This is a genomic window from Bacillus sp. FSL R5-0439 (assembly GCF_038008805.1).
Taxonomy (GTDB): domain Bacteria; phylum Bacillota; class Bacilli; order Bacillales; family Bacillaceae; genus Bacillus; species Bacillus safensis.
The window spans coordinates 699,598-721,875 of sequence record NZ_JBBOZW010000001.1 but is presented as its reverse complement, the minus strand read 5'-3'; the positions used below and the strand labels follow the sequence as shown (position 1 = coordinate 721,875).

At 41.4% G+C, this 22,278-nt stretch carries 19 protein-coding genes and 1 pseudogene; 7 read left to right on the top strand and 13 right to left on the bottom strand.

Going from position 1 to position 22,278, the window contains the following annotated elements; translation table 11 throughout:
• Positions 1 to 24 precede the first annotated feature (24 nt).
• Positions 25 to 504 carry an aminoacyl-tRNA deacylase gene (locus tag NST59_RS03550; RefSeq protein WP_039177033.1) on the bottom strand — a complete coding sequence of 160 codons (480 nt, stop codon included), beginning with the start codon at positions 502 to 504 and terminating at the stop codon, positions 25 to 27.
• A 145-nt stretch (positions 505 to 649) separates the two neighbouring features.
• Between NST59_RS03550 and NST59_RS03545 the strand changes: the two genes are divergently transcribed.
• On the top strand, positions 650 to 1,849 hold the full coding sequence (locus tag NST59_RS03545) for an MFS transporter (RefSeq protein ID WP_058837823.1): 1,200 nt from the start codon (positions 650 to 652) through the stop codon (positions 1,847 to 1,849).
• 17 nt (positions 1,850 to 1,866) lie between these two features.
• Here the strand turns inward: NST59_RS03545 and NST59_RS03540 are convergent, their stop codons facing one another.
• Entirely contained in the window at positions 1,867 to 2,598 is a 732-nt protein-coding gene (locus NST59_RS03540; protein ID WP_039177027.1) for a MurR/RpiR family transcriptional regulator, read from the bottom strand.
• 197 nt (positions 2,599 to 2,795) lie between these two features.
• Between NST59_RS03540 and NST59_RS03535 the strand changes: the two genes are divergently transcribed.
• Positions 2,796 to 4,124 carry a 6-phospho-beta-glucosidase gene (locus tag NST59_RS03535; RefSeq protein WP_144495446.1) on the top strand — a complete coding sequence of 443 codons (1,329 nt, stop codon included), beginning with the start codon at positions 2,796 to 2,798 and terminating at the stop codon, positions 4,122 to 4,124.
• 32 nt (positions 4,125 to 4,156) lie between these two features.
• On the opposite strand, the gene NST59_RS03530 is transcribed toward NST59_RS03535, so the two are convergent.
• Positions 4,157 to 4,804 carry a DUF3885 domain-containing protein gene (locus NST59_RS03530; protein WP_341040118.1) on the bottom strand — a complete coding sequence of 216 codons (648 nt, stop codon included), beginning with the start codon at positions 4,802 to 4,804 and terminating at the stop codon, positions 4,157 to 4,159.
• 113 nt (positions 4,805 to 4,917) lie between these two features.
• On the opposite strand from NST59_RS03530, the gene NST59_RS03525 reads away from it, so the two are divergent.
• Positions 4,918 to 5,118 carry a hypothetical protein gene (locus NST59_RS03525; RefSeq protein WP_064497696.1) on the top strand — a complete coding sequence of 67 codons (201 nt, stop codon included), beginning with the start codon at positions 4,918 to 4,920 and terminating at the stop codon, positions 5,116 to 5,118.
• A 10-nt stretch (positions 5,119 to 5,128) separates the two neighbouring features.
• Here the strand turns inward: NST59_RS03525 and NST59_RS03520 are convergent, their stop codons facing one another.
• Together NST59_RS03520 and NST59_RS03515 are read right to left on the bottom strand one after the other, a co-directional pair.
• Entirely contained in the window at positions 5,129 to 6,040 is a 912-nt protein-coding gene (locus NST59_RS03520; RefSeq protein ID WP_341040115.1) for an NAD(P)/FAD-dependent oxidoreductase, read from the bottom strand.
• Between the two features lie 65 nt (positions 6,041 to 6,105).
• Positions 6,106 to 6,543: an Rrf2 family transcriptional regulator gene (locus NST59_RS03515; protein WP_107164025.1), complete on the bottom strand. Its 438-nt coding sequence runs from the start codon at positions 6,541 to 6,543 to the stop codon at positions 6,106 to 6,108.
• 184 nt (positions 6,544 to 6,727) lie between these two features.
• Between NST59_RS03515 and NST59_RS03510 the strand changes: the two genes are divergently transcribed.
• Positions 6,728 to 7,099 carry a hypothetical protein gene (locus NST59_RS03510; protein WP_039177014.1) on the top strand — a complete coding sequence of 124 codons (372 nt, stop codon included), beginning with the start codon at positions 6,728 to 6,730 and terminating at the stop codon, positions 7,097 to 7,099.
• Between the two features lie 96 nt (positions 7,100 to 7,195).
• On the opposite strand, the gene NST59_RS03505 is transcribed toward NST59_RS03510, so the two are convergent.
• On the bottom strand, positions 7,196 to 8,521 hold the full coding sequence (locus tag NST59_RS03505) for a 6-phospho-alpha-glucosidase (RefSeq protein ID WP_341040113.1): 1,326 nt from the start codon (positions 8,519 to 8,521) through the stop codon (positions 7,196 to 7,198).
• A 17-nt stretch (positions 8,522 to 8,538) separates the two neighbouring features.
• Positions 8,539 to 10,125 (bottom strand): alpha-glucoside-specific PTS transporter subunit IIBC, encoded by a 1,587-nt coding sequence (locus NST59_RS03500; protein WP_341040112.1) that lies wholly within the window; start codon positions 10,123 to 10,125, stop codon positions 8,539 to 8,541.
• A gap of 148 nt (positions 10,126 to 10,273) precedes the next feature.
• On the opposite strand from NST59_RS03500, the gene NST59_RS03495 reads away from it, so the two are divergent.
• Complete coding sequence (locus tag NST59_RS03495; protein WP_341040109.1) at positions 10,274 to 11,038, top strand: MurR/RpiR family transcriptional regulator; 765 nt, start codon at positions 10,274 to 10,276, stop codon at positions 11,036 to 11,038.
• A 135-nt stretch (positions 11,039 to 11,173) separates the two neighbouring features.
• Here the strand turns inward: NST59_RS03495 and NST59_RS03490 are convergent.
• From NST59_RS03490 to NST59_RS03475, 4 genes and pseudogenes are all read right to left on the bottom strand, one after another.
• Positions 11,174 to 11,623: pseudogene (locus NST59_RS03490) on the bottom strand (SMI1/KNR4 family protein); the annotation flags it as partial.
• A 108-nt stretch (positions 11,624 to 11,731) separates the two neighbouring features.
• Positions 11,732 to 12,706, bottom strand: coding sequence for a tRNA dihydrouridine synthase (locus tag NST59_RS03485; protein ID WP_017366774.1), 975 nt, complete (start codon positions 12,704 to 12,706; stop codon positions 11,732 to 11,734).
• Between the two features lie 254 nt (positions 12,707 to 12,960).
• On the bottom strand, positions 12,961 to 14,337 hold the full coding sequence (gene rlmD / locus NST59_RS03480; protein WP_341040107.1) for a 23S rRNA (uracil(1939)-C(5))-methyltransferase RlmD: 1,377 nt from the start codon (positions 14,335 to 14,337) through the stop codon (positions 12,961 to 12,963).
• A 61-nt stretch (positions 14,338 to 14,398) separates the two neighbouring features.
• On the bottom strand, positions 14,399 to 15,307 hold the full coding sequence (locus NST59_RS03475) for a diacylglycerol kinase (RefSeq protein ID WP_039177003.1): 909 nt from the start codon (positions 15,305 to 15,307) through the stop codon (positions 14,399 to 14,401).
• 181 nt (positions 15,308 to 15,488) lie between these two features.
• Here NST59_RS03475 and NST59_RS03470 point away from each other — a divergent pair, with 181 nt between their 5' ends.
• Positions 15,489 to 16,445: a nucleoside hydrolase gene (locus tag NST59_RS03470; protein WP_144490781.1), complete on the top strand. Its 957-nt coding sequence runs from the start codon at positions 15,489 to 15,491 to the stop codon at positions 16,443 to 16,445.
• A 31-nt stretch (positions 16,446 to 16,476) separates the two neighbouring features.
• Here NST59_RS03470 and NST59_RS03465 read toward each other — a convergent pair whose 3' ends face one another.
• Positions 16,477 to 19,686, bottom strand: a complete 3,210-nt coding sequence (locus tag NST59_RS03465) for an efflux RND transporter permease subunit (RefSeq protein ID WP_144490780.1) — start codon at positions 19,684 to 19,686, stop codon at positions 16,477 to 16,479.
• 131 nt (positions 19,687 to 19,817) lie between these two features.
• On the opposite strand from NST59_RS03465, the gene NST59_RS03460 reads away from it, so the two are divergent.
• Positions 19,818 to 20,663, top strand: coding sequence for a TetR/AcrR family transcriptional regulator (locus NST59_RS03460; protein WP_039176996.1), 846 nt, complete (start codon positions 19,818 to 19,820; stop codon positions 20,661 to 20,663).
• A gap of 180 nt (positions 20,664 to 20,843) precedes the next feature.
• On the opposite strand, the gene gatB is transcribed toward NST59_RS03460, so the two are convergent.
• Positions 20,844 to 22,274: an Asp-tRNA(Asn)/Glu-tRNA(Gln) amidotransferase subunit GatB gene (gene gatB / locus NST59_RS03455; protein WP_059374649.1), complete on the bottom strand. Its 1,431-nt coding sequence runs from the start codon at positions 22,272 to 22,274 to the stop codon at positions 20,844 to 20,846.
• Between the last annotated feature and the right edge of the window lie 4 nt (positions 22,275 to 22,278).

Here is a 22,278-nt window from a genome sequence, read left to right as displayed (position 1 = left end):
CTGCTCCAAAAACAGGCACTTTTTTTATTCGGCTGGCTGCACGATGTCAAACGGTACAGCCTTTGAGGCTTTCACTAATTGTTCTGGTGTGATGAGGATTTCATTTCCCCATTCTCCTGCTCCAACCCCTAATATCTCTTCCTCTAATAATGAAGCTTCAATGATCGTGCGGAATCCTTCTGGCTGCCAGCAAAACGGCGGAATCGAACCAATTCGATAGCCCGTCACTTCAAGAACCTTCTCCGGTGAAGCCATTTTAATATTACGGGAGCCGGCCGCTTTCTTTAGTTTCCCTGACTTAATATGCTGGTCAGCGCCAACCATCACAAGCAGCTGCTCCCCTTCTCCTGTTTCAAAGATCAATGTTTTGATCATTTGTCTTTCACGAAAACCAAGGGCTGCCGCTACATTTGCTGCTCCTTTTTCTGTTTCGGCAGAAAATGTTTTGATCTCATATGGGATGCCATGTTTGTCCAAAAAGTCATGTGCTGGTAATTTTCTCAAGTGATTGAACCCCTTTCCTTACAATGTCCTTCATTTAGCTTATCACAATCTTCTCATCCTTAAGATGTATTTTTCAATGGAAAGCCTCTGAACCCTTCATCACCATGCTATACTAAACATGTTTTTGAAAAGGAGCCGGTTTAATATGGGAAACAAGTTTTGGTGTTATACAAGCAGTAAAAGCCTTCTCATGTTGAGTGATATTTTATTTGTCATGACGATCACGTTTGTCATTTATCAAGATACACAATCTGTTGCCTATGCGGCTGTCTTTCCACTGATCAGAACGATATGCCAGCTATTGGCTGGGCTTTTCTCTCCTGTTTTAACTGATTACTTTCAAGCTGGCCGCCTATTGAAATGGGTCCCGCTTTTACGTCTTGGGATGCTCATCGTGTTTACAGCCCAATTTCATTTCTTTCAGCAGCATATGGTCTGGCTGTTTAGTGCACTCATTTTGATTTCCCTCACAGGCGGGTTCATCAGTCCTTTAATGCAGGCGATCATGCCGATGCTTGTGCCAGCAAATCAGCTTGTGAAAGCAAACAGTACAGCGTCCATATTTCATCAAATGGTTCAAATCGCCGGCTATTCGTTCACTGGAATGCTCGTCCTATGGATCGGGCCATTTTATTTAATGTGGATCACTTGTGTCATGATTGTGTTGTCTTACCTATTTTTCATCCCTGTCTTTCCTCTTCTCAAGCAAGAAGAGACGGTTCGAAAAGCAAATAAGACGAACAGCTTCAAAGATGGCTGGACGATCATTTGGACAAATAAAACGGTGCGCACCCTGACGTTTATGGATGTTTGTGAAAATATTGCGGGTGCTGTATGGATCGGGGCAATTACGCTTGCCTTTGTCACACAAGATTTAAAGCAAGGTGAGGAATGGTGGGGCTTTATCAATGCCGCTTATTATATCGGCACCATTCTAGGCGGTCTCTTAGCTGCATGGATGAGTCAATTTATTCAAAAACAGCTTCTTCTCTTTATGGCAGCTGGGTCATTCATTTATGCAGTGCTGACTATTGTCTATTCACTGAACAACCTGCCATGGCTTGCATTACTGCTTTGTATTTTGATGGGGCCTGCTTATCAAATTCGTGATGTTTCGCAGCAAACCATTCTTCAAACGGAAACACCTGTCCAAGATTTATCAAAGGTGTACTCAGCTCATTACGTCCTTTCTTCTGTATCTGTCGGTTTATCTATTTTCTTTGTTGGATTGATTGCGGATGCATATGGGGCGAGGTCTGTGTATTTGCTAGGCGGTCTGTTTGTGCTCGTCTGTTCTGGTATTGCCATCCTTTCTTTTATGAAGCAGAAAAAAGAGAGCAGCTGATTCATGCAGCGGCTCTTTTACTTTTCTTTTAACATCGCGAACATGTCACGGGCCATTGCTTCTAAAATATACACAACTGGCGTCTGTGTGGTGATATTGGCTCTGTGTACCCGCTCATCTGTGACGTAGTAGGCAATATTTAAATCTGAAATGCGCGAAATCGTGCAGTGCTGGTTATTCGTAATACTAATGATTGTGCTGCCTTCCCTTTTTAACTTTGAAATATGATCGATCGTAATACTGTTCTCCCCTGATACAGACAGCACAATGGTGACACTATTGTCTAAATACTGCATATTCATCGGGAAAAACGGATCATTGATGTAAAATGAAAATTTCTCAAGACTTGAAAAGTACCTCGCACCATACTGCGCCAAAATGCCAGAACTGCCAGTCCCGATAAACAGCACATTTTTTGCCTCAGCAATGAGTTTCGCTGCCTCCTTAATTTTCCCCTCAAAGTCTCCCTTTAATGTTCGTTCAATAAATTCATATAGAAAGTGCTGTGTGCTTTTTAAAGAAGGTGTCTGCTCTGATTCTAAATACATTTTGAGCTTCACTTTAAACTCTGAAAAGCCTTCACAATTTACTTTTCGGCAAAAACGAAGGACAGACGAGGTGGAAATATGTGCAGCATCTGCAAGGTCTCGAATTCTCATGTATACGACCTTTTCACTGTTTTCCATGATATATCGGTATAAAGCGCTTTCTAGTTCATTAAAGCTGGAAATGACCTCACTTGAAAACATCTGACTTCCCCTTTCTCCAACAACATGTCACAAGGTGTTTCTTTTATGTAACAAATCTCTAAATAGGGCACCCTTGCCTAAAGACGCTGAAGTCATTTACGCATGAGATGCTCTCACGATAAGCTATAGATGTACAAAATAAAAAAGACTTTTCTCTATTATAACATTGCGCGTTACATTATTCGGAGGTGCAGAGCATGGCAAAAGGATTAAAGGTTGTCACAATTGGCGGAGGATCAAGCTATACACCAGAGCTTGTAGAAGGATTTATTAAACGATACGATGAATTTCCGATTAGCGAGCTTTGGCTCGTTGATATTGAAGCGGGAAAAGAAAAGCTTGAGATCGTAGGAAATCTTGCAAAACGCATGGTCAAAAAAGCAGGACTTCCAATCGAGGTTCATTTAACATTAGATCGTAGAAAAGCGCTTGTAGATGCTGATTTTGTTACAACACAATTCCGTGTCGGACTTCTTGAAGCACGTATGAAGGATGAACGCATTCCTTTAAAATATGATGTCATTGGTCAAGAAACAAATGGTCCAGGGGGTCTATTCAAAGGACTTCGCACCATTCCTGTCATTCTTGATATTGTCAAAGATATTGAAGAGCTTTGCCCGAATGCATGGCTTGTGAATTTCACAAATCCAGCTGGTATGGTCACTGAAGCCGTACTTCGTTATTCAAACCATCGAAAAGTCGTTGGCTTATGCAACGTGCCAATCGGCATTCGCATGGGAATCGCCAAAGGGCTTGATGTCGACGCAAGCAGAGTCGAAGTCAGCTTTGCTGGATTAAACCATATGGTCTTTGGACTCAATGTATTCTTAGACGGCAAAAGCATCATGGATCAAGTGATCGAAGACATGGCGGATCCAAACTCCAGCATGTCGATGAACAACATTCAAGCGATTCCGTGGGATGCTGATTTCTTAAAAGGGCTTGGCGTTATTCCTTGTCCGTATCACCGTTACTACTACAAAACAAGTGATATGCTGGCTGAGGAAAAGAAAGCAGCAGCAAACGAAGGAACTCGTGCAGAAGTCGTTCGCGCATTAGAAAATGATCTGTTCGAGCTTTACAAAGACCCTGATCTAGACATCAAGCCGCCACAGCTTGAAAAACGAGGCGGTGCCTACTACAGTGATGCAGCTTGTAACTTAATTGCATCCATTTATAACGATAAGCATGACATTCAGCCTGTCAACACGATTAACAATGGCGCCATCAGTGACATTCCAAATGATTCTGCCGTTGAACTCAACTGCGTTATCACAAAAGACGGTCCTAAACCAATCGCTGTTGGTGAAATGCCGGTCGCTGTCAAAGGACTTATTTCTCAAATTAAATCCTTTGAACGTGTAGCTGCTGAAGCAGCTGTGACAGGCGATTACAACACTGCCCTTGTCGCAATGACCATCAACCCGCTTGTCCCATCAGATGCTGTTGCAAAAAGCATCCTAGATGAAATGCTAGAAGCACACAAAGATTATCTGCCACAGTTTTTCAATAAAGTAGAAGCATAAAAAGAAACCGCACTTGTCGAAAGTGCGGTTTTTTATTCGGCTGCAAACAGCCGGTCCATCTTAGGACGATCATAATCTAATAGCCAGTGCTGTAAGCCTTCATAGACTGGTCTTAAACGCTCAGGCTCTGCTGCAATGAGATCACAGGCTCGATCATCATATAAATGAAAAATCATTTTTTTCGAGACATTCATTAGGTAAATTTCATAACCAAGTTTCCCCTTCAAGATTTGATTCGGTGTATAAAAGTCCTCCTGGCAGATCGCATGGAGAAGCGGACGCAATCGAATGTCTTGCAGCTGGCATTTGAGTGTAAATCTCTCTAATGTCAGTGAATCTTCTATTTCTGGACGTACATAAGTCAAAAGCTCGTGACGCAACCGCTTCCTTACTTGCCGATGCACATATTTTTGATAAACCAGGAGCTTACGCTTCGTTAATTCATGTTCATGTTCTGTATACACATCCGTTACAAGCAGCATTTCGTCTTCTGGATCAAAAGCATATTTTACAATCTCAAAAGCACGATCTCCCGATTTTTCTAATACAATCGATTCTTTTCCTAATGACCAATCTGCCACTTCAAAGCGAAGACCAAAAGGCCACCCATAAAAAAGAGGCGGGGTGAGGACAAGATCAGGAAAATGACTTTTTAAAAAGCTATTTGTTTGATCGCTCATGTCATGTCCTTCCATTGATTTTATTTCTTATTTTACCGTTGAAACATACAGGAAAACAATTAGGAATTAACTGTCATTTCTTATATGATAGAAAGAGATGGAGGTGTGACCAATTGAAAAAATGGTTTTTACAGGTGTTCCTCACCGCATTGATCACTATGTGGATACAGACTGGACTTGATCAGGCGAACATCATTCATATCACCAATGTATGGGTCGATGCCAGCAGCTGGATCCTGATCTTCTTTGTCATCTACGCACTTTTTGAATGGACAGCTCACGTCTTAGCAAAACAGAAAACCGCTCATCGCTGAACATCTCTTTTCATAGAGATGTTTTTTCCTGAAACTTTTCTTGCACAAGTTCATGAATGACGCCCATTCCTGCCTGACTTCCAGCTGCTGCTGCGAGAACTAACTGAGCAGGACCGCCTAAATTATCACCACATGCAAAGACACCACTGACGGTTGTACGTCCAAGAATATCTGTTTCAATACCTGCATTCTTCGTCATTTGACAGCCAAGCTTTTCAGCAAATGGGGCTGACTGCTTGAATTCACTTGCGACAAAACCGCCTTCCCTTTTTACTGTCTCCCCATTTGCAAGCTGGAGAGAGCGCAGCTCACCATTGTCATGATCAATCGATACAATAGGCACATCAATGACTTGAATAGAATGCTCCGTCAGAAGTGACTTGTCCTCTTCAGCCAACACGTGCCCATTCGTAAACACGATCAAATCCTTTGTCCAATTGGATAGAAGCTTAGCCATATGCAAGGCTCGCTGATTCTCCGCAATAAGGGCAAGCTCTTTATCCTTTAATTCCCATCCATCACAGAAAGGGCAGCTAAACAACGTTTTTCCATACACATCATGAATTCCTTCGATCTCTGGTAATATATCCTGAAGTCCAGTTGCCAAGATGATTTTTTTCGCTTCGAATGTATCCCCTTCGTGTGTCAGTAACGTAAAGAATTCCTCTCGCTTTTGTATATCATTAATTCTACTTCGTTTGATTTGGATATTAGGGTATTTTTGAAGATCTGCCTCTCCGGCTTGTCTGATCTCAAACGGTGTCATTCCATCGTTTGTAATAAATCCATGTGATTCCTGAGTCACTCGATTTCTCGGCAGCTCGTCATCAAATACAATGACCTGCTTTCTGCCCCGGCCCACAACAAGTGCTGCATTTAATCCGGCTGGCCCGCCTCCGATAATGGCGCAATCTAATAACATATCAATCTCTCCTTTTTATTAAAGATTTTAAAGACTCTTAATATCTATAATTAGTTCAAAAAAAATCACATCTTGAAAAATGGATTTTTTTCTGTCTGCTCAATTTGGTTCGCAATATCAATTAACCGTTTTTGACTTAACGTCTCCTGCATTTTCGTTTCCACATCCTGCATGACTTGTTCAATCAAACAGCCATCATGAGGCATGAAGGAGTCATGCTCTAAAGAGCAGCGAAATAAATTCGTTTGTCCTTCTACAGCCTGAATGACATCTAAAAACGAAATGTCTTCCTTTCGTTTGATAAGGGTGTATCCTCCCTTTGCACCAGGTGTTGATTCAATCAATCCCGCCTTCACAAGCTTTGTTAAAATTTTGGATAAATAGGTTGGTGAAAGATCTTGCATCTTAGCAAGTGGCTCAACGCCAATCGCTTTACCCTTTGGCGCAAGAGTTAAAAACACCATCGTATGCAGCGCATAGTTGGTCGCTTTAGAATATTTCATAAGGAAGCTCCTTTCTATCTATTATAGACCTTTTATATCTGTAATTGATCATAGATGATTCAAGAGAAAAAAGCAAGTGCTGTGGATCTGCTCCTCTTTTCATTCCACATTTCACATTTCCTTCCGATAATAGAAGTAAGCACGGAATAAAGTTTTGCTTGAAAACGAGAAGGAGTGAAGAAAAATGTCAGATCAACAGCACAATGCAGCACACGAAGAAGAAGAGGAATTTAACGTATACGACATGCTACCGCCTGCAGGTACAATCATCGGAGAAGCAACAGAAGAAGAAATGGAAGCCGCAGCAGCACTAGAAGTGAGACATGTCGCGTTCATGCGCCTTCAAGATATGTACATTCAATTTGATGGCTCGTCTTACAAAGACTTATTAAAAGACTTCCAAGAATTCGAATTGGATTCCACAAAATTCTGGAGAGCCATTGCTAGACGTCTTCAAATTCCATACGAATGGCCAATCCGAATCGACCACGCAAACGGCCCTATTTATATTGGTGAAACTGAGGATAGCCGTGAGGTTGAGGAGAGTGCGGAGTAAGGAATGACGGGCCCCTTTTGGTAAGGGGTCTATTCGTCTCCATCACAATAAATAAGCAATATGAGCGCTGTCACGCCCATATTGCTTATTCTCCTGTTATGTTAACTCTGGCCAAAATGCTTGATTTGCCACAATTAAGTCGTCTAAAATATCTTTTGCTATTTTTGCACTTGGCACCGTTTTCGATAATGTGATGGCCTGCCATAGTTTTTGATAGGACCCTTCTTCAAATGCTTCTACTACTAATTTTTCTACGCCAACTTGCTGCTCCATGAGACTTTTTTGAAATCTAGGAATTTCTCCAACTACTAATTTTTCTGGACCATTGCTGCCAACGATACAAGGAATTTCGACCATTGCTGTTGGGTCAAAGTTTCTAATGGCGCCATTGTTCTCTACAATCATCAGCATCCGTTCTTTTTTATTAAAAGCAATGGCTCTTGCCAAATCAACGATATAGGAAGCGTGCTCATCAATGGTCAGCTTTGTTTCCTTTGCAGTTCCTTTATCAATGATGGCCTGACACTCACTAAAAACAAAAGCTTCCCGTCCCTCCATGACTTCATTGGCACGTGTGAATTCTATATTGGAATGTGCTACTTCTTCATCTGGAAATAGATAGTATTTCAAATACGTATTAGGGACCGTTTTTGGATCAAGCGCTTGAATATCTTTGGCCTTTTTTAATGTGCTGTTCCAGCTCTTCTGCTGTTCTAGTTCAGATGTTCCATCTGTTGCATAACCATGCTGGCTTACATGCTTAATCACCTCAGGCATTAAGCTATTTCCTGATTTATCTCGAATATCTGTCCACCAGCCAAAGTGATTCAAACCATAGTAATCTACTTCTAGTTCTTTCCGTGAAGATAAGCCTAAATTTTTTGCAATTAATTCTTCGATGCCAATTGGCATATCACATATGTTTAAAATCTTAGAATTCGGTCTTAGCTTACGTGTTGCCTCTGCTACTATCGCTGCAGGGTTCGAATAGTTTAACATCCAAGCTTCAGGTGAGTATTTTTCCATATAATCGACAAGTTCTAATACACCTGGAATAGAACGCATTCCGTAAGCTATCCCGCCTGGACCGCATGTTTCCTGTCCGACAACTCCATGCTTCAATGGAATTTTCTCATCTAATTCACGCATTGCATATTTTCCGACACGAATATGTGCCATCACAAAATCGACTTGAGTAAACGCTTCTTCTGGGTCCGTGCTTGCCAGTAATCGTACTTCTGGTGCTCGTTCTTTTAACATAATCTCACATGCATCTGCAATCGTCTTTTGTCTATTTTCATCATTATCATAGAGTTTAATTGTATGAATTGGGAACTCATCTAAATAGTCTAACAGCATCAAAATGATTCCCGGTGTAAATGTACTTCCGCCTCCAGCGATGGTAATATTAAATCTTTTCATGATATCCAGCTCCTTTTTCAATCTAATGAAAGTTTAGTCTCAAAGGACTCTCTTACTTGCGGTACACTTAAGCCAACAATGATTTGAATGCTTTGACCACTCTTAGCCATGCCGTGTGCCAGTTTATTCTCTGTAAAGTAGTCCCTATCTTTCACCAAGCTAGGGTCAATCACTGTAATACGCAGACGCGTGGCACAGTTTGTCACATCTTTAATGTTTTCTTTACCGCCAAGGCCTTCTAAGAAATAAACGGCTTTCTTTTCATACTCTGATGCATAAACGGGTGATTCCTTTTTGTCATGACCTTTTTTATGACTCTCATAATCTTGTTTTGTATATAGCCTCGTCTCCTCCTCATCTTTTCGTCCTGGTAATGGAATATCAAATTTCACAATCATCCATCTAAATATGACAAAATACAATGCAGTAAAGAGAAGTCCAATCATCGCTTGGATCAGATAAATCCCTCCATGATTTGAAGAGAGCGGAATCCAGTTCAATGCAGCTATTTCAATCAGCCCGGAACCCATCATTCCGACAACACCAAACATATTCATGATTGTCACCATGGTCGCTCCAAGAAGTGCATGTATCACAAATAAATAAGGCGCGAGAAATAGAAACGTAAATTCAAGCGGTTCTGTAATTCCCGCAAATATGGCTGTCAATGTGGCGGGTAATACCAAAGCCAAAACCTTTTTTCTATTTTCCTTCGGTGTAGAAAAATACATGGCTAAAGCTATCCCTAAACAGCCGAACATCTTAATATTCCCATGCAATAAAAATCCGTATGGATAAAGATCCTTTAAATCGGAAGTTGAGGACGCAAATTCATTTAAGTGAGCAATCCAATATGGTTTTAACCCCCCATTTACAGCCGCTGGACCAAACTCAAAAGGTGTATAAATAAAATGGTGAAGTCCTGTTGGAATTAACACCCTTTCCAAGAAATGAAACAGCCAGACACCAATATAACCAGACTGTGCCATGAACCCTTGGAGAGATTGAATCCCCTGCTGAACATAGGGCCAGACAAACGCAACGGCAAAAGCAATAGGAATCATCACAAAGAATCCGATGATGACAACAAATACAAGCCCCTGGAAAATCCCAAGCATTTCAGGCAGCTTTTGATCATAAAAACGATTATGGATCCAAATGACGATTCCAGATATCATCACCGCACCAATGATACTTGTATCCAGCGTAGGTATACCCGCAATTTCTTTTACTCCCGCTACATTCTCAACACCTTGCGATAAATCAACACCAAAAGTAGACGGCCAAAGTGTCAAAATAGCATGAATATAATTGTTAAATACGAGATAAATCATCAAAGCTGCGAGCGTCGCACGAGCTTGCGCTTTTTTTGCAAGTGAGATGGGCAATCCAATCACAAAGGCTAATTCCATATGATTGAAAATCGTCCATCCTCCGCTTTCAATCAGTGTCCAAACCTTATACCACATCGTACCTTCTGCAGCCATTTCCCCCATAATCGCTGGATTCTTACATAAAGTCGCGAGGCCGACAACAATACCAAAAAACGCGAATAAAAGTACAGGAACTACCATAGCACTGCCAAACCGCTTGATTGCATTCATAAGCATTACCCCTTTGCTTGATCCATAACACCACTGTAAAGGTAGCGCTTACAAAAACCAATAGGTTTGACGTATTTAGAAATCAAGTTGTAACATTAGATTATATTTTCATAGGAAGAAAATATTTTCATGTTGGAGGGCACATCGCATGATACTGGACAAGCTGGTTAATGAATACTTCGAAGATTTAAATAAGAATGACCTGCACATTATTAAAACGATCCATGATCATCTTGAAGAAATGAAGACAATGAAAATTCAGGACCTTGCTCGTTATGCTCATACTTCCATCTCATCCATCCATCGGCTTGCCAAGAAAATAGGGTTCGACGGCTATAGTGACTTAAAGTCTTATGTGAAATTAAATGCTTTCACTGAAGAGACAACACAAGATTTAATGCAGCTGCTCGATCAAGATATCCGGCAGACAAGAAAATATATGGAGCAGCTGGACTTTCATCAATTAAATCAACTGATAGATCGCGCACCGTATATTTATATTTATGGTACAGGAACTGCACAGCTCGATTTGGCCAATGATGTACAGCGGCAGCTATGGTCACTGCATAAGAAATCTCAAGTATTACGAAGCAAGCGGGACTTAACAGATGGAATCATTGAATTTGGTGAGGATGACCTTTTATTTATCATTTCTTTATCGGGTGAATCGAAGAATTTAGATGAAATCATTCAATTGGTGAAAACGAGACATATCAAATTTATCAGCATGACCACATTAAGGAATAACCTCCTTGCACAAAATGCCATGTTTAACATCTATGTAAGCAGCACCCCGTTTCACTTATATAACAAAGTGGACAACTCCAGCTTTCTGCCATTTTACATTGTGGCAGATATTATCGTCAGAAAATTTAGTGAGTGGAAAGTGAACCAATTGAATAATAGGACTTAAACATAACAGGTACAGTTTTGGAGAGAGATTCAATGTTGCTTCGCAAAAAAAAGAGAGACTCTTTTGTCTCTCTCAAAAAACACTGTATAACAGCGGATTTAATGAAATATATCTACTTGCGGCTGCCTTTTCCTATTCAGCAGTATAATGCCCAGCAAGCAGTTCATCAAACGAATCTGCTAATTTGAAATCCGTCTCATATTCTAGATCAAAGTAATGAACCGGCGGATGTTCCTTTGTTTCTCTGTAATCCAATGCAATCCACGTATGACCATCTCCACAAATGAGCACAAGTCCCTCAGGCAATTCCCATTCTTCTATTAAATAATCACTATCCATAATGCCTTCATTCTTGGCAATTCCTCTTAAATGATCAAATGACACATGATCCTCTGCCCATCCATTCGGTTGGTCCGTGGGAAAAGCGTTATGCAGGGTATACCCGCCATTTTGTTCGAGAATCAGTTTTTTATATGTATCCGGCAAGATGACGCCTAGCTTCTTTTCCGCTTTTGCAATGCCTTTCTCATTGATTTTCTTAAATGTTTCATCGCTTTCACTGTCTTTATCCCAAAATGGTTTCAAATAAAATACCTCCAATTGTTATTTCTATCTCATTTTACCATTTAAGAGAACTAGTTTAATAGTCCTATTTAATAAAAAAGAGAAGGGTTCGCCCCCTCCTCTTGTTGGTCATGATTGTTCTTGATTTCTCGCTTCAAATTCATCCAGCATGGCACGCACTTCATCTGTTGATGATGTATTCATTAATTGATTTCTTAAGAAACTCGCTCCTCTGAATCCTTTTACATAAATCTTAAAGAAACGGTGCAGTGCCTTGAATGGACGCAAGCCTAATGATGAGTATTGATCATGGAGATCAAGATGTAATCTTAAAAGACCAAGCAGTTCATCACTTGTATGCTCCTTCGGCTCTTTTTCAAAGGCAAATGGGTTATGGAAAATCCCGCGCCCAATCATCACTCCGTCCACTCCATACTGTTCAGCGAGCTTTAAGCCTGTTTGACGATCAGGAATATCACCATTGATTGTCAAAAGAGTATCAGGGGCTACTTCATCACGAAGTTTTTTAATCTCAGGAATGAGCTCCCAATGCGCATCCACCTGGCTCATTTCCTTTCTTGTACGAAGATGGATTGATAAATTCACAATATCTTGCTCCAAAATGTGTCTAAGCCATCCGCGCCATTCGTCGACCTCAGTAAAACCAAGTCTTGTTTTCACGCTGACAGGTAATCCCCCAGCTTTTGCCGCTTGAATCAGCTCTGCGGCAACGTCTGGACGAAGAATCAAGCCACTGCCCTTCCCGTTTTGCGTGACATTTGGAACAGGACAGCCCATATTAATATCAAGCCCCTGAAATCCTAATTCCGCCATTCCAATACTCATTTGTCTAAAGTTCTCAGGCTTGTCTCCCCAAATATGAGCAACAATCGGCTGTTCATCCTCTGTAAACGTTAAACGCCCCTTCACACTTTGAATGCCATCAGGATGGCAATAGCTCTCACTATTCGTAAACTCTGTAAAAAACACATCAGGTCTCGCCGCCTCACTCACAACATGACGAAACACAACATCTGTCACTTCTTCCATTGGTGCTAATATAAAAAATGGCCGTGGTAAATCACGCCAGAAATTTTTACTCATCTTTCATCCAATTCCTCTCATGACATAGCGCCTAAAGGGCATGTCCTTCTATAAAGTCTTTCAGCAATTTTTATCATTATATACTTTAATATGAACCGGGCAAAATTGCAAAAAAGGGCATTTGGTAATGAATTGTGGGGGGAAAATATTGATTCCACTTCCAAATATCATTTTTTAGTGCCGATTGAACATACAAAAATAAAAACACCCCAATATCGATGTTTTTCACGAAATCGGGATGTCTCAATACATTACTAATTAATCACAAGACTTGCTACACATTCCACATGTGACGTATGCGGAAACATATCCACAGGCTGCACTTCCTCCGTCACATACCCGCCATCTTCAAGAATGCGCAAATCACGAGCAAGCGTCCCTGGGTTACAGGAGACGTAAACAACACGGTTTGGTTTCATTTTTAAAATCGTGTCAAGCAGTGCTTCGTCGCAGCCTTTTCTTGGCGGATCGACGACGAGGGTGTCTGCTTTGATGCCTTCTTTGTACCAGTTTGGGATGACGGTTTCTGCTTCGCCGACTGCGAATTCGACGTTATTGATTCCGTTTAAGGCAGCGTTGCGTTTTGCATCTTCAATTGCTTCTGGAACAATTTCAACCCCATATACTCTGCCTGCTTTTTGTGCGAGAAATAAGGAAATCGTACCGATTCCGCAGTAGGCATCGATAACAGTTTCTTCGCCTTGCAGCTCGGCATATTCAAGCGCTTTGTCATAAAGCACCTTTGTTTGGGTTGGATTCACTTGATAAAACGAGCGGGCTGAAATGGCAAATTTGATGTCGCCAATCGTATCATAAATATATTCTTCGCCCCATAAAACGGTTGTTTCGTCTCCGAAAATGACATTTGTTTTCTTTGAATTCACGTTTTGTACAATTGACCGAACGTGTGGGAAGCGTGCTATAATCTGCTCAATCACCTGCTGCTTTTGCGGAAAGTCAGCTGTTCTAGTAACAAACACAACCATCATTTCACCTGTTGCAATACCGTAGCGAACCATCACATGACGCAGCCAGCCTTTGTGCCGCTCTTCGTTATATGCTTTGATGCCAAACGCATTGCATATGTCTTTTACTGCCTGTACCACTTCGTCGTTTTCTGACTGCTGAATCAAGCATTTTTCCATATCAATGATTTCATGGGTACGCTGCTGATAAAATCCTGCAACAAGTCCGCCTTCGCGTTCGCCAACTGGAACTTGTGCTTTGTTTCGGTAATTCCAAGGGTCTTCCATGCCGAGTACAGGATGAACTTTTACACGGCTCATATCAAGCTTGCCGATCCGCTCTAAAACGTCCTTTACTTGTTTTTGTTTAAATAGCAGCTGGCCTTCATAGCTCATATGCTGAATTTGACAGCCGCCGCACTGCTTGTAAATGGGACATGGCGCATCTTGCCTGTGCTGACTTTCCTTTGTCAGCTCCATGAGTCGTCCAAAAGCAAATCCTTTTTTGACTCGTGTGACTTTGATTTGCCCTTGTTCGTCAGGAAGGGCATTTGGTACAAAGACAGGGAATCCTTCAATTTTTGCTACACCTGCACCTTCATGCGTTAAGTCTTCGAAGGTTACATTGTAGTATTCATTCTTTTGAACAGGCGGTTTCATTTTCACCAATTTTATCACCTCATTTGCAAAGAAAAACTTGGCCGCCATAAGGAACCAAGTTCAGTCTTCACCCTATTTTTTCAGCTGTTTCTTTTGGCACAATAAATTCAATATGGCGATACAGGTTTTCAAATTCACCTGGCAGCATGCCGCCGTATTCACCATCTAAATTCAATTGCATTTTATCTTTTACATCTACCTTTACGCGATTCGCTTTTGCGTAGATGACATTGTTATCATGAATATGCTCGCCTCTGAGAGCAAGGCTGACTACTCGAATGGCTTCTGCTAGATTGACCTTTTTTAGAATAATCAGGTCAAACATCCCATCATCTAAAATGGAATCTGGCGCTAGTTTTTCAAAGCCGCCTACTGAGTTTGTGAGTGAAACAAGGAACAGCATGATTTCTCCATGAAACAATTTGCCGTCATATTCAATTTCGACTTCTGTCGGGCGGATAGATGGAAGCATCTCCATGCCTTTTAAATAATAAGCAAGCTGTCCAAGCATGGTCTTCAGCTTACTAGGCACCTCATAGGTGAGCTCTGTTAACCGGCCGCCGCCAGCAATATTAATAAAATAATGGCCATTGACTTTACCGATATCAAGCGGCTTCGCTACACCCTCAATAATGGCATCTGTCGCTTTCAAAACACCTTCTCGTGGAATTCCAAGTGCTCTTGCGAAATCATTTGTCGTTCCAACTGGAATAATTCCTAGTTTTGGTCTTTTTTCAAGCGGTGCTAGTCCGTTGACGACTTCATTGATCGTGCCGTCTCCACCTGCTGCTACAATTAAATCAAAATCTCTCTGTGCGGCTTTTTCTGCTGCTTGCGTGGCATCTCCTGCACATGTCGTCGCATGACAAGAAGTTTCATAGCCAGCTTGTTCAAATTTTTGCAAAACCTGCGGTAAATTCTTCTTGAAGAGTTCACGCCCAGATGTCGGATTGTATATAATTCGAGCACGTTTCATTCATCATCATCCTATATTCATTATGCAATCTATTTTCACCACTAACAACCTTTAATTATACTATGAGATTTGAAAATGGCAACAAAACAACCGCCTAATATGTAAAATCTCCAAGCACATTTCCCTCAGTAAGAAAGCATTCTGATAAGATAAAAGAAAACGCTGTAAAGGATGATATGCGATGAAAAAGCCTGTCTATTTTAATCATGACGGCGGTGTTGATGACCTCGTCTCTTTATTTCTTCTCCTTCAAATGGAACATCTGAAAGTCATCGGAATGTCTGTGATTCCTGCTGATTGTTATTTAGAGCCTGCTCTCAGTGCATCTCAAAAAATCATTGATCGATTCAGCCCTTATGAAATTGAAGTCGCTGCTTCAACTTCTAGAGGCGTCAATCCATTTCCGAAGGAGTGGCGTATGCATGCTTTCTATGTAGATGCTTTGCCAATTTTAAATGAAAAAGGCAATGTTGATAATACAAAGGTGTCCAAGCTGCCAGCACACCTTCATCTGATTGAAACAGTTAAGAAGGCAAAAGAACCTGTCACCCTGCTCTTTACTGGTCCGCTCACAGATCTTGCACGCGCTTTAGAAGAAGATCCTTCAATCTCTAACAAAATTGAGAAATTGGTGTGGATGGGCGGCACGTTCCTTGAAAAAGGCAATGTTGAAGAACCTGAGCATGACGGGACAGCAGAATGGAATGCATTTTGGGATCCTTATGCTGTGAGCACTGTCTTTCAGGAACCGTTTCCTATTGAAATGGTTGCACTTGAAAGTACAAATCAAGTCCCGCTTACACTTGATGTACGTCAGCGCTGGGCTTCTCTTCGTTCTCATATTGGAATAGATTTTATCGGTCAGTGCTACGCCTTTTGTCCGCCGCTCATTCATCATGAAACCAATTCGACGTATTACTTATGGGACGTGCTGACAACAATTACTCTTGCTTCTACATCATTTACCCGTTCAAAAGAAGTGAATGCGATCGTTTATACCGAGACGCCAAAGCAAGGACGGACAGAAGAACATCCAGATGGAAAATCAATTCAAGTGATTGACCATGTCGATCGTGGTGCCTTTTTCCACGCATTTGAAGAACTTATGAGAAAAGCTGTTTGCCAGATTTCAAAATAAAAAAAGCCCCGCCAATGAGCGGGGCTTCCTCTTATTCTTCTTCTGCGTATTTATTCTTACGTTTAAACTTGCTTAACATTTCATACACGATTGGAACGATGACCAATGTGAGAAGTGTAGAACTTGTTAAACCGCCAATTACGGTAACACCAAGTCCTTTTGATACGATCTGGCTTCCGCCTTCAAAACCTAATGCGAGTGGTAGCAGTGCACCAATTGTCGCAAGTGCCGTCATTAAGATTGGACGTAATCTTGTTGCACCTGCTTCAAGTAACGCTTCTCTTGTTGAGAGACCTTCTTGTTCTTTATGAATCACGCGGTCAATCAAGACAATGGCATTTGTTACAACGATACCGATCAGCATAAGCAATCCAATCATGGCATTTAAGCTGATGGTTTCTTTTGCTATAAACAATCCAGCGAGAGCGCCAATAACTGTAAATGGAAGTGAGAAGAGAATTGCAAATGGTGCAAGACCTCCGCCAAATGTGATGACGAGAACGAGATACACAATGGCAATCGCTGCAAGCATTGCAAGGCCAAGCTGTGTAAAGGACTCTTGGATATCCGCACTTACGCCGCCTGTGTCAATCGTTACGCCGGATTTCAGATCAAGCTTGTCAACTTTCTTCTGAACATCTTGTGTCACACTTGAGACGTCGTCTGTTGTCATGTCACCAGACACTTCTGCGTAGATTTTTCCATCACGTTTTGTCACCGTATTTGCTGTCGTCCCATCTTTTACTTTGACGACATCACCAATTCGGACTTCTTGCCCTGTTGGTGTAGTGATCTTTTTATTTTCTAAATCTTTTTTGCTCTTATATTCATCTTTTTCCGTTTGAAGCTTCACATCAAGTTCTTTGCCGTCCTCTGTGACTTTCGTCAGTGTTGTTTCACTATTTTGAGGTGCAATCGCTTGAGCGATTTGTGAAGCAGTTAGACCCAGTTTCGCCAGTTTTTCTTGATCTGCATTAAACGTATATTCGTCGTATTTCTCAGATAAGCTTGTGCTGACATTTTTCAGGTTTTTCTCATCTTTTAAGATGTTCTCAACATCTTTTACTGTGCCCTCAATATCGCTTGCTTTGTCACCGTACACATAGTACGTCACAGTATTGCTGGCGCCAGCAGATGAGAAGTCTTGTGATTTCCATTCCCCTTTAGACGCTTTGTCTTGCAGGGCTTTGACTACACGATCTTTTTCTTTATCAAAATTCGGTGTGTCCTCGTCATATTGTACGAAGAATAATGCACCGTTAGAGTTACCGCCAACACTTGCTGTCATGGCATTTGAAGAGCCAAGAGAATACTGAACTGTATTGACATGGTCACGTTTCATCAAATATTCTTCAGCTTTTTTCGTTTCATCAATTGCTTGCTCTCTCGTTTGTCCAGGTTCAGGTGTATATGTCACCATCGCGGTTTTCTCTGCTTCCTGTGGTAAGAAGCTGACACCAACAAGTGGTGCTAAGAATAAGCTTCCGACAAGCATAAGAATGGCAATTCCTGATGTGATCCATTTATGGTTGAGTGTCCAATTCAGTACACGTCTATAACCGCCAGCAAGCTTACTTGGTTTATGTTCTTTTACCTTTTTCGCTGTGCCGTACAGGTTCTTTTTAAATAGAGTGTGTGCCATCATTGGAACAATTGTAATGGCGACAAGCAGTGAAGCAAGTAACGCAAACACAATCGTTAAGGCAAATGGGATGAATAGTTCACCAATCATTCCACCTACTAATGCTAACGGTAAGAATACCGCAATTGTCACAATCGTTGAAGACATGATTGGGATAAACATTTCTTTTGTGGCTTCTCTGACGAGTGCCTTGCCTTTTAACGGTTCATCCTTTAACGCCATTCGTCGATAGATATTTTCTATGACCACTATCGAGTCATCGACAACACGCCCGATGGCGACGGTCATGGCACCAAGTGTCATGATATTTAACGTGATATCTAGCTGATTTAATAGTAAAACAGCAATCAACAGAGATAACGGAATGGAGATGACCGAGATTAATGTTGATTTGATATCTCGCAGGAACAAGAGAATGATAATGATCGCAAAGATTGCTCCGATGATCGCCTTGTTCAGCATTGTGCTGACAGACTCTTTAATCGGCTCTGCTTGATCATATGTGGTACTTACTTTGATTCCTTTGTTGTCTTTTTTGAATTTCTCAAGCTCTTTTGTCACTTCTTCTGCAACACTCACTGTGTTGGCATCAGAGCCTTTGACAATTTGCAGACCGATACTGTCTTTCCCATTCGTTCTAGAGATCGATTCTGCCTCTTTGACGACTTTAATATCTGCAATCTCAGACAGCTTGATCGTTGGTAGCTCTACAGATTGACTGCTTGCTGCACCTGTTTGCTGCTGTGCTGCTGCTTGCTGCTGACTTGCACTTCCCGCCTGCTGCTCGGCACCTTGCGCACCTGCGCTGCTAGAAGGGGATCCAGCTCCAGCGCTTCCCGCACCGCCGCCTGCACTTGGTGTGACTGGAATTCGCATGTTTTTCAAATCTTTGACGCTTAAAATATTGCCGTCCACGACAACTGATTTTTGTTTGTTGCCAAATGTGTATAGACCTAATGGTACATTCACATCAGAGCCTTTGATCATGTTTTGGACGGTTTCTTCATCTAAACCGTATTCTTTTAGTTTCTTTTCTTTAAACGAAAATTCAACTTCTTTGATTTGCTGTCCTGAAGCTTCCACAGAAGAGACGCCGTCTAATCCTTGAAGTGAAGGAACGAGGTCATTTTCTACTTTTTGTGTAAGGTCTTGTAATGATTCTTTATCACCTGAGACACTAAGGGCTAGAATTGGAATCGCATTAATACTAAAGCGTGCGATTTTAGGTTTTTCTGCATTTTCAGGGAAATCAATATTGCTAATCGCATCTTCAATTTCCTTTTTTGCTTCATCCATGTCTTTGCTGTAATCGTACTCGATTTGAATGGATGATGCATTTTCAAAAGAATTAGAAGTGACTACGCTGACCCCATTGAGGTTTTGAATTGACTTTTCAATTGGATCTGTCACCTTATCTGATACTTCGTCCGGCGTTGCGCCAGGGTACGTTGTAGAAACCGTAATGACTGGAGTGTTGATATTCGGGATTGATTCTTGTTTCATATTCAATCCGGCATATAGACCAGCAACTGTTACGATAATCGTCATGAGCCATACAGCGAACTTATTCTTTAATACAAAATTGATGATCGAATTCATTATATCCTCCATTTTCCTTTATGTATTGACTGACTGGTCATTCTATATCATAATAAACGGTGATATACAATGCCGTCAACCATTTCACTTGCGTTTGACGTAACATTCTAAAGCTGAAGGGGCCTTATTTCATGAACGAAAAAAAAGAAAAAATCATTAAAGCAAGCATCCAATTGTTTGCGAAAAAGGGTTTTTCTTCTACGACCATTCAGGAAATTGCAGATGAATGCGGAATATCAAAAGGCGCATTTTATTTACATTTCAAATCAAAAGAACAGCTTTTCAACCGAGCGTTTGAATATTATATCGACACTTCGATGCAAACAATCGAAACGATTCGAAAAGAGAATCAGCATCTCGCGCCGAGAGAGATCTTTCAGAAACAAATTGCTGAACAGTTTCAGCATTTTGCTGAGAACAAGGATTTTATCATTCTGATCCTCAGCGAGAACATTATTCCGGAAAACCAGCAAATTAAAAAGTATTCAAAAACTGTGAAAAAGCAAATGAATGATGAAATTCAAATTTCCATCTTGACCACTTATGGACAGGAGATCGAACCATATATAACTGACCTGTCAGTCATGATTCAAGGAATTATCCAATCGTATGTGCAGGTTCTGCTTTTACAGGATCAAATGCAATTATCATTTGATGAGCTCTCATCCTTTATACTCGAACGGTTTGATGATCTGGTTCAAGGATTGCTTCGTTCTCAGACGAAGCCGATTTTGAAGCAAACCATTTGGGACGACGAAGCGCCTAGTGCTGCTTCCCTTCAAGAGGAACTTCGTTTGTTAAAGCTGGAGCATCTGCTTTCTGATGATACCGTTGTATCCATTGAAGTGATTGAAGAAGAGCTGGCAAAAGCTGAACCTCGTAAGCCAGTCATCCAAGGAATGCTGACAAATTTAGAAAAGTGCGAGGACCCTGCTGTTCTAAGAGCAGTGGAACAATTGAGGCTGTTTCTTCAGTAACATAACGTGCTGTTTTTTGATTTAGCTCACCTTTCCCCCTTCGAATGTGCAGTTTCGCTTATGCTTCATTATAAGAAAAGTATCTCTAAATTGATATACGGCTGTGGTCCGAATCTATAGTAAGACCCTGTCATTTCAATCAAAAAAACCGCCTTTTTCATCAGGCGGTTTTTTTGCTATTTAGCGTTTTTTGATTTCTTCAAGGAGAATCTTGTTCACCATCGGTGGGTTCGCTTGGCCCTTCGATGCTTTCATGATTTGTCCGACTAAGAAACCAATCGCGCGGTCTTTACCATTTTTAAAGTCTTCAATGGATTGCGGGTTGTTATCAAGTGCTTCTGTGACAAGTTTGAGCAGTGCACCTTCGTCAGAAATTTGGACAAGTCCTTTTTCTTTGACGATTGTTTCTGCATCTCCTCCATTTTCGATGAGCTCTTTGAATACCTTTTTCGCAATCTTAGAGGAAATCGTTCCTTTTTCAATCAGCTTGATCATACCAGCCAGCCCTTGCGGCGTTAGCTTTGTATCTTCCAGCTCTTTTTGAGCAGAGTTTAAGTATGCAGATACTTCACCCATGAGCCAGTTCGATGCTTGCTTCGCTTCTGCACCTTCTGAAATGGTCGCTTCAAAGAAATCAGACATTTCTTTCGTCAGCGTGAGTACCATTGCATCGTATGCAGGAAGGCCAAGCTCATCGATGTAGCGTTTGCGGCGCTCGTCAGGAAGCTCTGGAATGGATGCTCTTACGCGTTCTTTCCACTCGTCATCAATGTACAGCTCCACCAAATCCGGTTCTGGGAAGTAGCGGTAATCATCAGAGCCTTCTTTAACGCGCATGAGAATTGTCTTTTTAGACGCTTCGTCATAACGGCGTGTTTCCTGCTCGATCAAGCCGCCAGAAAGCAATACTTGCTCTTGACGCTTCTCTTCGAATTCAAGGCCTTTTTGTACGAAAGCAAATGAGTTCAAGTTTTTGAGCTCTGTCTTTGTACCAAACTCTTCACGGCCGATTGGGCGAAGAGAAATGTTGGCATCACAGCGAAGTGAGCCTTCTTCCATCTTACAGTCAGAAACGCCTGTATATTGAATAATGGATTTTAATTTTTCTAAGTAAGCATACGCTTCTTCTGGAGTGCGAATGTCTGGCTCAGATACGATTTCAACAAGTGGTGTTCCTTGACGGTTGAAATCGACGAGTGAGTAACCGTCGCCTGTGTGCGTTAGTTTCCCTGCATCCTCTTCCAAATGGAGACGCGTAATACCGATTCGTTTTGTTTTGCCTTCTACTTCAATTTCAATCCAGCCGTTTTCACCGATCGGTTTATCAAATTGAGAAATTTGATACGCCTTTGGGTTATCAGGATAGAAGTAGTTTTTACGGTCAAATTTTGTATCCGTTGCGATTTCACAGTTCAGCGCCATAGCCGCTTTCATCGCAAAGTTCACCGCTTCTTTGTTCAGTACAGGCAGTACGCCAGGATATCCAAGGTCGATGACACTTGTTTGCGTGTTGGCAGCTGCACCAAAAGGTGTCGGCGAGCTTGAGAAAATTTTCGATTGTGTTTTTAGCTCTACGTGGACTTCAAGTCCAATTACCGTTTCAAAGTTCATTCTG